The sequence below is a fragment of the Boudabousia liubingyangii genome, assembly GCF_001907245.1.
Taxonomy (GTDB): domain Bacteria; phylum Actinomycetota; class Actinomycetes; order Actinomycetales; family Actinomycetaceae; genus Boudabousia; species Boudabousia liubingyangii.
This window is the reverse complement of record NZ_MQSU01000003.1, coordinates 263,788-278,113: the sequence shown is the minus strand read 5'-3', so window position 1 is coordinate 278,113 and position 14,326 is coordinate 263,788. Positions and strand designations below refer to the sequence as shown.

At 53.9% G+C, this 14,326-nt stretch carries 13 protein-coding genes; 8 read left to right on the top strand and 5 right to left on the bottom strand.

Going from position 1 to position 14,326, the window contains the following annotated elements; all coding sequences use genetic code 11:
- Positions 1–14 precede the first annotated feature (14 nt).
- The 7 genes from BSR28_RS05900 to BSR28_RS05870 all read left to right on the top strand — a co-directional run bounded on the left by BSR28_RS05900 (position 15) and on the right by BSR28_RS05870 (position 8,027).
- On the top strand, positions 15–1,745 hold the full coding sequence (locus BSR28_RS05900) for a DUF2207 family protein (RefSeq protein ID WP_073713618.1): 1,731 nt from the start codon (positions 15–17) through the stop codon (positions 1,743–1,745).
- 24 nt (positions 1,746–1,769) lie between these two features.
- Positions 1,770–3,494: a DUF2207 family protein gene (locus BSR28_RS05895; protein ID WP_073713617.1), complete on the top strand. Its 1,725-nt coding sequence runs from the start codon at positions 1,770–1,772 to the stop codon at positions 3,492–3,494.
- A gap of 49 nt (positions 3,495–3,543) precedes the next feature.
- Positions 3,544–4,731 carry a hypothetical protein gene (locus BSR28_RS05890; RefSeq protein WP_073713616.1) on the top strand — a complete coding sequence of 396 codons (1,188 nt, stop codon included), beginning with the start codon at positions 3,544–3,546 and terminating at the stop codon, positions 4,729–4,731.
- Positions 4,732–4,794: 63 nt separating this feature from the next.
- Complete coding sequence (locus tag BSR28_RS05885; RefSeq protein ID WP_073713615.1) at positions 4,795–5,577, top strand: hypothetical protein; 783 nt, start codon at positions 4,795–4,797, stop codon at positions 5,575–5,577.
- A 37-nt stretch (positions 5,578–5,614) separates the two neighbouring features.
- Positions 5,615–6,406, top strand: coding sequence for a hypothetical protein (locus tag BSR28_RS05880; RefSeq protein WP_073713614.1), 792 nt, complete (start codon positions 5,615–5,617; stop codon positions 6,404–6,406).
- Positions 6,407–6,520: 114 nt separating this feature from the next.
- Complete coding sequence (locus BSR28_RS05875; protein ID WP_073713613.1) at positions 6,521–7,315, top strand: hypothetical protein; 795 nt, start codon at positions 6,521–6,523, stop codon at positions 7,313–7,315.
- Positions 7,296–8,027: an NAD-dependent protein deacylase gene (locus BSR28_RS05870; protein ID WP_198928936.1), complete on the top strand. Its 732-nt coding sequence runs from the start codon at positions 7,296–7,298 to the stop codon at positions 8,025–8,027. The genes BSR28_RS05875 and BSR28_RS05870 overlap by 20 nt, the downstream gene beginning before the upstream one ends.
- 29 nt (positions 8,028–8,056) lie before the next feature.
- Here the strand turns inward: BSR28_RS05870 and BSR28_RS05865 are convergent, their stop codons facing one another.
- Positions 8,057–9,466 (bottom strand): DUF2254 domain-containing protein, encoded by a 1,410-nt coding sequence (locus tag BSR28_RS05865; protein WP_125899202.1) that lies wholly within the window; start codon positions 9,464–9,466, stop codon positions 8,057–8,059.
- 183 nt (positions 9,467–9,649) lie between these two features.
- Between BSR28_RS05865 and BSR28_RS05860 the strand changes: the two genes are divergently transcribed.
- Positions 9,650–9,928, top strand: a complete 279-nt coding sequence (locus BSR28_RS05860; RefSeq protein WP_073709305.1) for a hypothetical protein — start codon at positions 9,650–9,652, stop codon at positions 9,926–9,928.
- An 85-nt stretch (positions 9,929–10,013) separates the two neighbouring features.
- Here the strand turns inward: BSR28_RS05860 and BSR28_RS05855 are convergent, their stop codons facing one another.
- The 4 genes from BSR28_RS05855 to dnaK form a co-directional block, all read right to left on the bottom strand.
- The gene (locus BSR28_RS05855) at positions 10,014–10,412 is read right to left on the bottom strand and encodes a heat shock protein transcriptional repressor HspR (protein WP_073709306.1); all 399 of its coding nucleotides are present in this window, start codon (positions 10,410–10,412) and stop codon (positions 10,014–10,016) included.
- 17 nt (positions 10,413–10,429) lie between these two features.
- Complete coding sequence (locus BSR28_RS05850) at positions 10,430–11,509, bottom strand: DnaJ C-terminal domain-containing protein (protein WP_073713612.1); 1,080 nt, start codon at positions 11,507–11,509, stop codon at positions 10,430–10,432.
- 139 nt (positions 11,510–11,648) lie between these two features.
- Positions 11,649–12,296 carry a nucleotide exchange factor GrpE gene (locus BSR28_RS05845; protein WP_073713611.1) on the bottom strand — a complete coding sequence of 216 codons (648 nt, stop codon included), beginning with the start codon at positions 12,294–12,296 and terminating at the stop codon, positions 11,649–11,651.
- Between the two features lie 125 nt (positions 12,297–12,421).
- Positions 12,422–14,272, bottom strand: a complete 1,851-nt coding sequence (gene dnaK, locus BSR28_RS05840) for a molecular chaperone DnaK (protein ID WP_073713610.1) — start codon at positions 14,270–14,272, stop codon at positions 12,422–12,424.
- Between the last annotated feature and the right edge of the window lie 54 nt (positions 14,273–14,326).

Below are 14,326 nucleotides of genomic sequence, written 5' to 3'. Positions count from 1 at the left end.
AAAGCAGGATCAAAGTGCAAAAAAGCAAAGCTCTAGTAGGCGCCCTCGTACTATTTATTAGTATCGCTCTGGGTGCAGTTCCACCTGCTTGGGCAGACCGGAACCTAAGGGACCTGCAAGTCACCGTCGAGATTGCTCCCAACGGTAGTGCTCACTTCACCGAAGAATGGACCGTCTTTGAAGACGGCACCGGCACTGAAGTCTTTAAACGACTAGGGCGCCTACCCAGAACCATGGAAATCATAGACTACAAAGTCTCAGAAGATGGCACACCCTACACTTTTGAACCCAAATGGCGCCCAAGCGCACCTTGGGAAGAGAAATACCAAAAGTATGGGATCGTAAAGGGCTTCAACAAGATAGAACTTGGTTGGGGCCGTGGAAAGATGGGAGTGCACACCTATAAGATGGAGTACACCGTCACCAACTTCATCATGAACCTAAAGGACGCCCAAGTAATCAACTGGCAGTTCCTAAATGACCACCTCTCCGCCCGACCACAGCGTTACCAGTACGTCATTAAGTCCCCCAAATTTGGCCCCGAAACCGTTGAAGAAATTCATGTTTACGGAAATGACCCCCACCGTACCTACCAAAATAATCAGATACTTTTAAAAAACGACCATAGGCTATTAGAAGTCGAATACCTAGTACTCTTAGCAAAGCTTCCAGCCGGAACCTTCGACACCAAAACCAACGTTAATCAAACCTATCTAGAGACGCTGGAAATCTCCAATACCACCGACCCCGATGAGGATATCTTTACCAAACTACTCCCTTGGAGTTGGGATATCCTCACGGCCCTAGGTGCCGCCAGCGTCTTAATTGGCATACATATCAGGTCTAAATTTGTGTCCAAGAGGCAAACTGCAGAATCGGCGCGCCGAAAAGAAACTCTACTTCCCAACACCTTTAAAGAAACCAATATTTACCCCCAAGTACCCAAAGATACGCCCGAAATGATCTGGCAAATGGCTCTACTTGCCGACGACCACGTCCATGGCACGCGGATGAAAAAACATCTACTCACTGCCTACGTCCTCAAGTGGATTCTAGAAGGTCGAGTAAAAGTTGCTGGTTCTAAAACACAGGCAGCAAGAGGAATTATTGAAGGACTACAACTAGATCCGGCTCAACTCAAACAGATGGATCATGCAGAAGGCACGCTCTACAAACTACTCCTAGATGCTTCCGATTCTGAACATATCCTAGAAACATACGACCTTAGAGAATTTTGCCAGCGGCACCCCAAAAGGTGGCCGAATAGCACTTCAGGTCTAGCAGACCGCGGCAAGGTACTACTGAGCACCCGGTCACTAAGCGAAGAAGTACCACTTGGAGGTTCTTTTAAGAAGGCAAAGATAGAACGACTCTCACAACAGGGGGCACTACACTACCAGCAGGCACTTGGGTTTAAGAATTACCTTGCTCAATCCACCCTCATAAATGAGCGTGAGGTAGCTGAAGTGCACCTCTGGAAACAATACCTGATCTACGGGGCGCTTTTTGATCTAACCAAAACCGTCTATCAGCAGCTCAAAAAAATCATGCCCGAAGAACTATCCAAATATAATCTAACTGAAGCAGTTATCCACGTTTCCACCACTTGGGCTAAGTACGCCGAAACCGGAACAGAAAGCGCCTTTTCCGACGTTAACAGCTCTGGCTTTGGCTTCGGCAGCGGCGGAGGCGGAGGAGGCGGAGGCGGCTCCGCCGGTGGAAGTTCAGGCGGCGGGTTCCGCTAACCCAAATTTGAAAGCAGGATCAAAGTGCAAAAAAGTAAAGCCCTACTAGGCGCCCTCGTACTATTTCTTAGTACTGCTCTGGGTGTAGTTCCAGCTGCCTGGGCCAGCCGCGACCTAGCTGACCTAAAGGTCACCGTCGAGATTGCTCCGAACGGCAACGCTCACTTCACCGAAGAATGGACCGTCTACGAGGACGGCACCGGCAGTGAAATCTTTAAGCGTTTAGGACGCCTGCCCAAAACCATGGAGATCAGAGACTACAAAGTCTCAGAAAACGGCACACCCTACACCTTTGAGCCCAACTGGAAACCTAAGGCAGACTGGGATAAAAAATACCAAAAGTACGGGGTCGTGAAAGGTTACGGCACGATCGAACTCGGCTGGGGACGTGGCACCAGAGGCATGCACACCTACACCTTGGAATACACCGTCACCAACTTCATCATGAACCTAAAGGACGCCCAAGTAATTAACTGGCAGTTCCTAAATGACCACCTTTCCGCCCTCCCGCAGGGTTACCAGTACGTCATTAAATCCCCCAAATTCGGCCCCAAAACCGTCGAAGACATTCGCGTATACGGAAATTACGCCTACCATACCTACCAAAACAACCAGATACTTTTAAGAAGTGACCGTGCGCTTTTAAGCAGCGAATACCTGGTGGTCCTAGCAAAGCTTCCAGCCGGAACCTTCGACACCAAAACCAACGTTGATCAAACCTATCTAGAGACCCTAGAAATCTCCAATACCACCGACCCCAATAAGAACGACATTCCCAAGCCGCTCCTTTGGGGCGGAGGGATCCTGCTGGCCCTAGGTGCCGCCGGCGCAATTATTGGCCTACCGTTAAGGTCTCGGTATAAGTCCAAAAAGCAGCGGACAGAAACGGCGCGCCGAAAAGAAAATCTACTTCCCGATACCTTCAAAGACACCAATATCTACCCGCAGGTGCCCAAAGATACGCCCGAAATGATCTGGCAAATGGCGGTACTTGCCGAAGACTCCTTCTATAGCGCTCGGATGAAAAAACATCTGCTCACTGCCTACGTCCTCAAGTGGATTCTAGAGGGCAGAGTAAAAGCCACAAAGATCACCTCAAAATGGAAGTATGAGGGCACCACGGGTATCCAACTAGACCACGACCAATATCAGCAGCTGGATCGGGCTGAACAGAAACTCTACAAACTACTCCTAGATGCCTCTGGGCCTGACAATACGCTAGCCCCGGACGAACTCAAGGAATACTGCAATAAGTACCCCGATCTCTGGCCAGAGAGCCAATCAGGACTGGCAATACGCGGCCAGGCCCAACTAGCCTCACAACACCTGAGCGAAAAAGTTCCGCTAGGAGATTCTTTCCAGCACAGCAAGATAGAAAGGCTCTCTCCTACAGGTGCAAAACACTACCAGCAGGCACTGGGCTTCAAGAATTACCTGAAAGACTTCACGCTCATCGACGAACGCGAAGTAGCTGAAGTGCAACTTTGGAAACAATACCTAATCTACGGGGCACTCTTTGACCTGACCGAAACCGTCTACCAACAGCTCAAGAAGGTCATCCCTGAAGAACTAGCCAAATACAGTCTAAATGACCGAATCATTCGCATCACCGTCTCTTGGGCACCCGCTGCCGAATCCGGCACTGAAAGCAGCAACTACAACAGCAGTGATAGCTACAGCTCGGGCTCCGGTGGTGGCGGAGGCGGCGGAGGCTCCGCCGGCGGAAGTTCCGGCGGCGGCTTCCGCTAAGCAGAGTCACCCAGACAGACTTTTTACTCAAACTAAGGAACAAGTACCAATGAGCTTCCAAAAACGAACACAAGTGCCCAGGCGGATAGCCAGTATCCTAATCTTGGCCTCCACCCTAGGGGCCTGCACGTCCGCTAGTGACTACCCTGAAATCTCAAGTTCTGACCCCACTGCCCCCAGCCAGCAGGTAAGCCCAACCGCAGAATCCAGTACCCCGGACTCGTCTTCGACTACCCCCGCTCAGGGTAGCCCCGAAGACCAAACTGCCAGCCAGGAAGCTACCCCTGAAGGGAGCAAAAATAACCCGCAAAGCGACCTCGACAACTATAATCGGGTCACCAAAGAGGCAGTCTCTTTAATCCTTAAAGGCGACTGGGAGAACCTGCAGAAAAACTACTTGGCAAACCCAGAAGCAGCTGAACTTATCAAGCATGACCCGCGCGCCAAAGAATACTTCAAGGATGCCACCTGCGAATCCCTAGTTGAACAAGACAAACTACCGGCGCCGTATAAATCTGGCCCTGAAGATCCGCCTAATGGATCCAGCGGGATAGACTTCTACTTCTACAACTGCAAACTAGCGCGTCCGGGCCAGGAAAGTAGCGATTTTGCGCTAGAAATCGTGCATGATGGCCAGGATTGGAAAGTCTCTAACATTTTCAGTGTTGGAACCTTTAAGTTCTACCTGCCCTACACTACCCCAAAGAACACCGTCCTCAATGTAGCCAGTGGTTCAACCAAATTCAGTTTCGCGCCCGTTCCCAGCCTGTACCTGACGGGTAGTAGAAGGCTGGGGAATGCGTTCTTTATTCTGCCGGGAACTTACCATTTAGACCTGTCGCTAGATTCAAAACTAGTTACGTTGACAGACCAGAAAGAGATAGACGTTACCACTAAGAGTCAGCCTGATTGGAGTCCAGACCTAGCGTTCGAACCCAAGGAAGCTTTTAGGGAAGAAGTTAAAAAGCTGCTTGCAGAGAGCATCAACTACTGCCTTCAGGCACCAAAGACGCCACGCACCTGCCACTACAAACTGTGGGAACGAAACCGTGATTCAGAGAAGTTTGAACCCGACTTTGATTCAATCACCCTATCCAGCCCACCACAGCGGCTGGCGGGAGATATTTACGGAAGGATCAGAGTCGCTGATCAGTTCAACACTTCCTCCGTGTCTTTCACCATCAAAAATGCGCGCCTAGTCGATGACCACCTAGATGCTAATGTGGTCTGGAACTAGTATTTTTACGGCTTTTAGCTGACCCGATAACCGAGTTAAATAGACCAGCAGATAGGCTAGAGAATGTCAGAAAAACTCTGTCAAATACACTTTCCCGAGGTAGCCCCGAAGACTAAGCTTTTTAAGCGCGCCTCTGGTCGCTCAAAACTCGTGGCTCGTCTTCAGTTTAATCGGGGGGCTTTCCAAGAGGCGTACCCGGCAATCAGTAAGGAGACTCGGGCGAAAACCTGCACGTGTGACTATCAGTTTATAGAACTGATAAATACCAGCTATTCCGCTTGGATTGCTTGGTTAAAGGCTATTGTTGCACTGGTTATCATTAGTATTCTGATACTCGCCCTAGGTGCTTACCTAGAAAATCCCCCACTGGCGATTTTTGGCTTCTTTACAGCCATTACAACCTTCTTTGCCCTAGTGTTCATGGTCGTTGGAAACTTGATGTCCGCCCACAAGCTAGTGATGGCACTAGATAAAAAAGGAATTTCCGTAATTCAATCTGTGGAATCATTTTCCTTGGGGTTCCCCGACACTGATCGATGGTTCTTTAACCTTTGGGAGGATGTTGGAATCATCGATTTTCGCACTTCCCCAGAACCGCAACTAGTGCTTCAATCCGTATTTTTCGAAGCTAATGAGAACGCCGATCACGAGCAGAGCATCATCCCGACTAAGCAGCTCATCGATCTTGACCCCAACCAGTTCCATCAGCTGATCCTTGAAATGCAAGCGGCTGCAGTCCCCCAAAAAGCGGCCGCCTATGAGGCGAGTTTTAAAGAGCCACCTAGGGAATGGACTGAAATTCTGCAGGACTCTGAGCATTTCTTTACCAACGCCGTCATCAACTAGGATTTACGTAGTTGGGAAAAGATAGAAGGACATCAGCATGAGCGTAAGATACTGCCCAATTCACTACCCAGACAGTGGGGGCATTATTAACTACCGTATCCACAACACTCTTAGATATCAGTTTCGGATGCGTTTACGCCCATTCGAAAAATACCGTTACGATCAGTCAATCCCCAAAGAGGGTGAAGAAGCCCCGAATAACTGCCTTTGTTACCAGCACTATTTGGAAATCCAATATTATTCCCTAGCCGCCTTTTATTTTTGGCTCATTGTCATCCTCTCCCTGATTGCATTAGGGATTGGATTGTTTTATTTTAGCCCCAGACGCTGGGAAAGTACCCAGGAGAATGTGGGTTTTATAATCCTTCTTCTAATGCTCTTTCTGATTCCTTTAAACTTCGTACACTGGTTTAAAAGCGACCCGAACCTTCAGATTGAACTGCACTCTGACAAGCTAAAAATCGAAGCTTCTATTGACAAGACACTCTTTGGGTATCCAGCAATAGATACCACCTTGTGTGCCCCATGGGATGAGGTCAAACGGATCCTGATTGAAACCAAACCAAAGCCCCATATTCTGGTTAGCACTAGCGGAAGAGATCACGGATTTAAGGTCTCAAGGGAATCAATCCAGATTCCTGAACGCCAAGTCACGGCTATCGGCATAGAAACACTGCACCGACTTTTGCTGGCGGTACACACTACCGGCTCATCCAGCCTTAACCAGGCCTACCAAGAACAACATGGCGAAAAACCACTGTCGTGGCAAAAAATCCTCAAGAATCTAGCCGAGGAAACTGACCCGGGAGTAGCTTTCCTACCGCGATAAACGCGCTAAAAGATCCATCCCCGGAAAGTAATTTTTCCAGTTCCTTTGAAGTAGTATTGCTTTAACAGCCAGTTTTCCCTGACTGTTATCCCCAATGATTCGAAAGAGCAGGCCATGTTTGAGCACTACTGTCGGGTACACTACCCGCACCAGTTACGAACCATTAAGTTCTACCAAGAGACTACCTTCAAGTACCGTTTTAAAGTTTGTCTACGACGACAAAAGGCAACTTTCTCCCGCGAGTCAGACTATTACGAACCAGAAGAAAACTCAGAGTCCTGCATCTGTCAAAAACAGTACCTAGAGTTTAGTTACCGCAGCCTGCTACCCCACTGGATCTGGGGGACCATCCTGGGGGTAATTGCCATCAGCGCCTTGGCCCTATTCTTCATTGGGCTTTCTGTAGAACGTGGCGATATCGCCTTCGGGGGCATCGCGCTTGGAGTTCTCGACTTTATTTTCCTAGTACTTTTTGTTACTCAGGCTCTAATGAGCAAACCCAAGATGAGCATTGAGCTTAGCCCCCGGTACCTTAGCGTGGCCTGGGCGGACAAGCCCGGAATTTCAGGTTTTTCAACTACTTATGACAGTTTTAGAGATTCGTGGAAATCGATCTCGGTAATCCGAGTCCAGCCTACCCCCACCCCCAGGATTCGGATCGAACGTAATCCCCTGTATGCCAGGGGTGGAGACGATCAGCCCCAACAGTGCGATATCCCCTTGGAATACCTGCCTGGCTGGGATCCAGAAGCCCTCACAAAACTGATGCTGCAAGTACAGGCAAGTAGTCAGTCAAAACTAGTGAAAAAGTTTGAGGCCCGCCATGGTGTTAAGCCACTTTCATGGCGCCAGATTCTAGATCAGTTGGCACAAGAAAAAGCAGGAAACAATGATTACACGCCTAGGTGAGTGGCTGGCCGAATCCCGTAACGGCGTATTTTTTGGCGGAGCTGGGGTCTCCACCGACTCTGGGATCCCCGACTTTCGTTCAGCCGCTGGACTCTACACAAAAAATGGCGGCGACAGCCCCGAATATCTTCTGAGCACGGAATGCCTGCACGAAGAACCAGAAAAGTTCTACCAGTTATACAAGACCGAACTGGTCCACCCGCAGGCGCAGCCGAACGCGGCCCATCACCATATCAATACGCTAATTGAAGCGGGGCACCTAACTAGTGTGGTCACCCAGAATATTGATGGTCTGCACCAGGCGGCGGGTACGCAGCAGGTCTTTGAACTGCATGGTTCGGCCTGGCGGAATCACTGTGTTGGTTCAGAACACCACCCGGCCACGCTAGAGCAGGTAATGGCGCAGCCCGGTGTCCCCCACTGCCCGCAGTGCGGTGCGATGGTCCGCCCGGACGTGGTGCTCTACGGCGAAGGCCTAGATATGGATGTCCTCAACGGCGCGGTTAACGCCCTTGCGAACGCTGACCTAGTGATCGTCGGCGGGACTTCCCTGAACGTGTACCCGGCCGCGGGACTACTGCAGTACTATTCGGGGGATCGTCTGGTGCTGATTAATGCCGAACCGACCGGTTGGGATCAGGCAGCGAACCTGGTGATTCATGGCCGCCTAGGTGAGACCCTAGGTGCGGTGATCGAGGAAATGGGCCTTTAGGAACAACCGCACCCGTCAAGTTTTCCGGTTTAGACGCCCTCGTCCGGCGGGGGTTCGTGTAGGGACGAGTCCGCCCGGACCGCGTGCAGTACCGACTGCAGGTCCAGTTCGTCGGCCAGGTCGCGTTTGGCGGCTGCCACGATACTCTTACGTTGGTCGGCGATTACGTTTAGTAGCTCGGGGTCCTTAGTGGAGTCCTCTAGTAGTTCTAGGGTTTGTAGTAGGTCGATGAGGACGCCGGGTTCCTTTGAACCGTAACGACGGAACTGGGAAGAGAAGGCGTTGATCATTTCGGCGGGGGTCCGTACGGCGGCCCAGAGGACTAGGCGACCGGGTTCCTTAGGCGCCTTGTCTTCTTGATCTTCCTTTTCTTCTTTCTGGTCTTCTACCTCTTCGAAGCAGGCGGTGGGTTGCGGTGCGTCTAGTACTAGCTCCCGTAGGGCTGAGGCAGACTGCCCGATTACGTGACGGGCGGTCGTGGGGTCGTTGGTGCCCGGGGATAGGGCCCGCACGCCAATATCAAGCAGCTGGCGCAGGCCCAGTGAGAAGTCCTCACCGGAAACGCGCTCTAGGTCCAAGTAGAGGAAGCTGGGCGGGGTCTGCTCGACGTCCTCGGCGGACTGTTCGCGGTATTCCTCAGTGTCTAGGTCCTCATCGACGTCGTTGAGTTTCGCGGTTTCTGGGTCGAACCAGTAGCGGGCCACGGTCTGACCAGAGATTACGCGGTCACCGGGGCGGACGTCGACCACCACGGTAGCGCCGTATTCTTCTGCCCACTTGGTGAGGGGCTTGAGGTCGATCTTTTGGATATAGCCGAACTTGTCGGCGGTAATGCGGCGGGCGTGATCAGGGACCTGGGGACGCGGGTAGGCTTGACGGTTATCGGCCTCGGCCACGTCGTCAGAGTATTCCAAAGTGCGCTTCACGGAAGCGTTAATGATGGTGTCCACGCGGACCATGTCGACCACGCGGGAGACGTACCAGATGAAGGTTCCTAGGGCTAGGAAGACTAGGATCACGGAGATGGTGACCGCCAGCTGCGGTGGGGTCTTCTGGTCCGAATCTAGGGAACGTAGGACTAGTACCGCGTAGGTGAAGACCGAAACGTAGACGGTCACAATGCCGCGGACCGCCGGGGATTGAATGTAGTCGCGCAGTAGCTGGTGGGAGAAGTTACCACTGGCCACCTGCAGCACGATCAGGGTCATGGAGATCGTGGTGGTTAGTACCGTCATGGACGTGCCGGCAATGAAGGACAGCATGTCCGAGGCTGCTTTGGCGTCACCGGGCCACAGGTAGGTGGCGAAGGTGGCTTCGGCAGGGACGCGAATATCGGCCACTACGAAGGCGACGATCGCGCTCACCAAGGCGCCCGCTAGGGGTAGGGGCCAGAGCTTGGACGTGAACATGCTGTGCAGGTGGTTTAAGTGTTTTTTCACGCCTTCGATTGTACAAAGGGTGGCCAGAAAAGCTAGCTAAAGTAATCAGTAACGCAAAGGATTGCGAAAAAGTATGTTGCGCGTCTCGTGCTTTAAGCGAACTTTTTACCCGACGGTGGATTTGGGTCTTTTGTCATGTAATGATTGGCAGTGTCAACGTTTCTTAAAAGAAAGGAGTCGAATATGAACTTCGACGAACTGAAGAACAAGGCCGAAGAAAAGGCCACCGAAGCCAAGCACGCTGTTGAAGAAGGCCTCCAGAAGGTCGGCAACACCCTAGAAGAAGGTGCCCAGAAGGCTGAAAACCGCGCTGAAGAAGCCGGTGTCGACGCTAAGGAAGAAGGCGAAAGCCTAATGGACAAGGCTAACGACCTAAAGGACGCCGCTCTAGAAAAGGCTGAAGACCTAAAGGACGCCGCTACTGAAAAGGTTAGCGAACTAAAGGGCAAGCTAGGCTTCTGATTCAGACGTCAAGCATTAACTTAAACTAAAGCGATACTCCCCCACCGGGCTTCCGGTTGGGGGAGTATTTCTTTGCAATTTTTGGTTATCGCGCCGGCGGTAACAGGCCAGCGATGCGGCGTACCCGCACCCGAGTGTTCGGGGAGGCATACACTTGGCCGCTGGAGTCCGCCATAAACACGCGGTGGGCCGAACGTGCCTGGTCCGCCTGGGCTTCCGCTAGCCGACGCACCTGCGCCTGAGTGGCCTCCAGTTGGGCTTCCAAAGCTAGGATCCGTCGGATCCCCGCCAGGTTAATGCCCTCTTCTTGGCTAAGTTGCTGTACCCGCTGTAAGGTGCGGACGTCGCGTTCAGTGTAGCGGCGTCCTCGGCCTGAAGTGCGGATCGGAGTGACTAGGCCCAAGCGGTCGTACTGACGCAAGGTCTGCGGGTGCATCCCAGCCAGTTTAGCGGCCACGGAAATCACGAAGAGTCGCTCTGCCATTGTCAATCCTTTCCGGCCTATGCCTTAGCCAGTTGGTCTAGGTCCGCGCGCGGATCCACCTGGGCGAAAGCCTGCGCGAGCTGCTCGACCGCGGCCTGCTGGTCCTCAGTGAGTTCCTTCGGGACGGACATGGTCAGTTCCACCAGCAGGTCACCAGCGGGCTTATTAGCCTTCTTGATGCCCTTACCGCGGACTCGCAGCCGCTGTCCCACCTGGGCCCCAGCGGGGACCTTCAGGGTCACATGCTTACCGTCCAGCAGGGGAACCTTCACCTCGGTGCCGTTGACGAACTCGTCAAAACGCAGGGGTACCTTTGCTACTAGGCTACCCTTTTCGCTGATGTAGTAGACCGGGTGGGATTCGACGCTGACCTCGATCATGAGGTCACCAGCGCGGCCCCCATCGTGGCCGGGTTCGCCCTTGCCTTTGAGGCGGATCTTCTGCCCGTTGGTGACACCCGCGGGAAGTTTAACCTTGTGGTTCTTTCCGCCCGCGTTGATGGTGACGGTCGCCCCGTTGACGGCATCCTTCAGGCTCAGTTTGGCCTTGCCGGACAGGTTACGACCGGCTTGGGGCTGCGGACCGCCAAAGCCGAAGGGCATGCCACCGGCTTGTCCCCCACCGGGGAAGCCGCCCGCCTGACCGCCGCCGGGGAATCCACCCTGGAAGCCGCCGGCTTGGCCGCCGCCGAAGAGGCCAGAGAGAATGTCCTCAAAGCCTCCCGCGCCCGCGCCGCCGCCACTTTCGAAGCGCACGCGTTGGCTGCCGGAGCCCCCGCCGAACATTCCGCCCAGATCGCCGAAGAAGCTGCTGAAGGCGTCTGCTGATCCCCCCGGACCCGAAGCGAACCTCGCTCCACCCGACGCCATCTGCCTGATCGCGTCGTAGCGCTGCCGCTCTTTTGGGTCCGAAAGCACCGCGTAGGCTTCACCTACCTGCTTGAACTTCTCTTCGGCCTGCTTATCGCCCGGGTTTTTATCCGGGTGATACTTACGAGCCAGTTTGCGGTATGCCTTCTTAATTTCGGCCTCATCAGCGTCTTTAGAGACGCCGAGGACCTTATAAAAGTCTTTTTGGAAGTAGTCCTGTTCGCTCATTTAACTACTCCCCCCTTTCGGTAAAAATTTTTGTAAATGTCCGTCCTCCTGGGCCGGTTTTGACACCTTGGGCCGGTTTCGCACCCTGCGTCGGGCTGGCACTATGGGCCGGTTCAGCACCCTGGGCCAGTTGGTAACCTTAGGCCGGGTTGTGCACGATGACGCGAGCCGGGCGTAGGACCTTTTCGCCCATCTTGAAGCCCGGCTGCAGGACCTGGGCGACGACGGGTTCGGTCACTTCGGCTTTTTCTTCGGCCATTAGTGCCTCGTGTACCTGCGGGTCGAAGGCTTCGCCAGCTTCACCGAACATGGTGAACTGGGCGGCGGACCCTAGGGTGTCGGTTAGTTTCTTTACGATTGCCGCGAAGGGACCGGTTAGTTCCTCATGGTTTTGCGCGGCGTAGATGTCATCGAAGACGGGAACCAGGGCGGTGAGGATGTCGGCGCGGCCGGCGTCCTTGTGTCCCGGGATGTCAGCCTTGGCGCGGCGGACGTAGCCGTTGTACTGCTGGTTCAGGTTGTAGTATTCGGCGTTTGCGCGGGCTAGTTCTTCTTCTAGTTCCTTAACGCGGGCCTGGGCCTGAGCTAGCGGGTCAGCTTCGGTTTCCGCTTCCGTGTCGGCTGCTTCTGCGCCATTTTCTTCCGAGTTCGCGTCTAGGTTTTCGCGTTCGCTTTCGATGGCTTCGGCGGCGGCCTTGAGGGCTTCTTCAGCTTCGTTTAGGGCTGCTTCTGCCAGGTTGTCACCGTTTTCTTGGTTTGGCTCTGGGGTTTGGTTCTGGTCGCTCATGGTTCTCCTTGGGGCGTTGGTATTGACGTGTTAAAAGGGGGCTCGAAGCGTAACGGTGTTGCGCCCCGAGCCCCACTTTTTAGCGGTCCACGACTATTGTCCGCACAGCTGCTTTAGGCAGTTGTTTAGTTCTCGTCGTCGACTACTTCAGCGTCAATGACGTCCTCTTCACCGTCGGTGCCTTCAGCACCTTCCGGGGCGGCCGTGGCGGCTTCTTCCTGGGCGGCTGCGTAGAGGGCCTGGCCGATCTGCTGGGACTTTTCGTTCAGCTTCTCGAGGGCGGCCTTTACCTGGTCCACGTCGTCAGACTTCATGGCTTCCTTGAGTTCGTCGTTAGCGGCGGTGACGTCGTTGACGATTTCCTCAGAGAGCTTGTCCTTGTTTTCGTTGAGTAGTTTCTCAATCTGGTAGGAGACCTGCTCTGCCTGGTTCATGGTTTCGATCTTTTCTAGGCGCTTCTTGTCTTCTTCAGCGTGAGCTTCAGCTTCAGCGACCATGCGTTCGATCTCTTCCTTGGGCAGTGCCGAGCCACCGGTGATGGTCATGGACTGTTCCTTGCCGGTGCCCTTGTCCTTAGCGGAGACGTGGACGATACCGTTGGAGTCGATGTCGAAGGTGACCTCGATCTGCGGGATGCCACGGGGTGCCGGGGCGATGCCGGTTAGTTCGAAGTTACCTAGCGGCTTGTTGTTGGCGGCAATCTCGCGTTCACCCTGGAAGACCTGGATCATTACCGAGGGCTGGTTGTCAGCTGCGGTAGAGAAGATTTCGGACTTCTTGGTGGGGATCGCGGTGTTGCGTTCGATTAGCTTGGTCATGCGACCACCTAGGGTTTCGATGCCTAGGGATAGCGGGGTCACGTCGATTAGTAGAACGTCCTTGCGGTCGCCCTGTAGGACGCCAGCCTGGAGGGCAGCACCTACGGCCACAACCTCGTCGGGGTTTACGCCCTTGTTGGGTTCCTTGCCACCGGTTAGGGAGCGGACAACGTCGACGACGGCGGGCATACGGGTGGAGCCACCGACTAGGACGACGTGGTCGATGTCGCTGACGGAGATGCCGGAGTCCTTGATGACGGCTTCGAAGGGCTTCTTGGTGCGTTCGATCAGGTCCTTGGTCATGTCTTCGAACTTGGCCCGGGAGAGGGTGGTTTCGAGGCTGACGGGGCCTTCTGCGGTCGCGGCGATGAACTGTAGCGAGATGCTGGTGTTCATAGCGGAGGATAGTTCCTTCTTGGCCTGTTCTGCGGCTTCGCGTAGACGCTGCATGGAGGTCTTGTTGTCGGTGACGTCAACGCCGGACTCGTCCTTGATCTGCTGGACTAGCCATTCGACGATGCGGTTGTCCCAGTCGTCACCACCTAGGCGGTTGTCACCGTTGGTGGCGCGCACCTGAATGGTGCTGAAGCCATCCTCGGGGTCCTTGCCGACCTCTAGGAGGGAGACGTCGAAGGTACCGCCACCGAGGTCGAAGACTAGGATTAGTTCGTCTTCCTTACCCTTTTCGAGGCCGTAGGCTAGGGCCGCGGCGGTGGGTTCGTTGACAATACGCAGGACGTTTAGGCCAGCGATCTGACCGGCGTCCTTGGTTGCCTGACGTTCTGCGTCGTTGAAGTATGCCGGGACGGTGATGACCGCGTCGGTGACGGGTTCACCTAGGTATGCTTCTGCGTCGCGCTTGAGCTTACCCAAGATGCGAGCGGAGATTTCCTGCGGGGTGTACTGCTTGCCGTCTACGTCGAAGGTCCAGTCGGTACCCATGTGACGCTTTACGGAGCTGATGGTGCGGTCTACGTTTGAGACTGCCTGGTTCTTTGCGACGTTACCTACTAGGACGTCGCCGGCCTTGGAGAAAGCTACGACGGACGGGGTGGTCCGTAGTCCTTCTGCGTTGGCGATGATGGTGGGTTCGCCACCTTCTAGTACTGCTAGTGCGGAGTTGGTGGTTCCGAGGTCAATGCCTACTGCACGTGCCATATTTATCATTCCTCTTTCGTTCAAGTTTCTTACGCTTTTGGCTTGGGTTTGGTG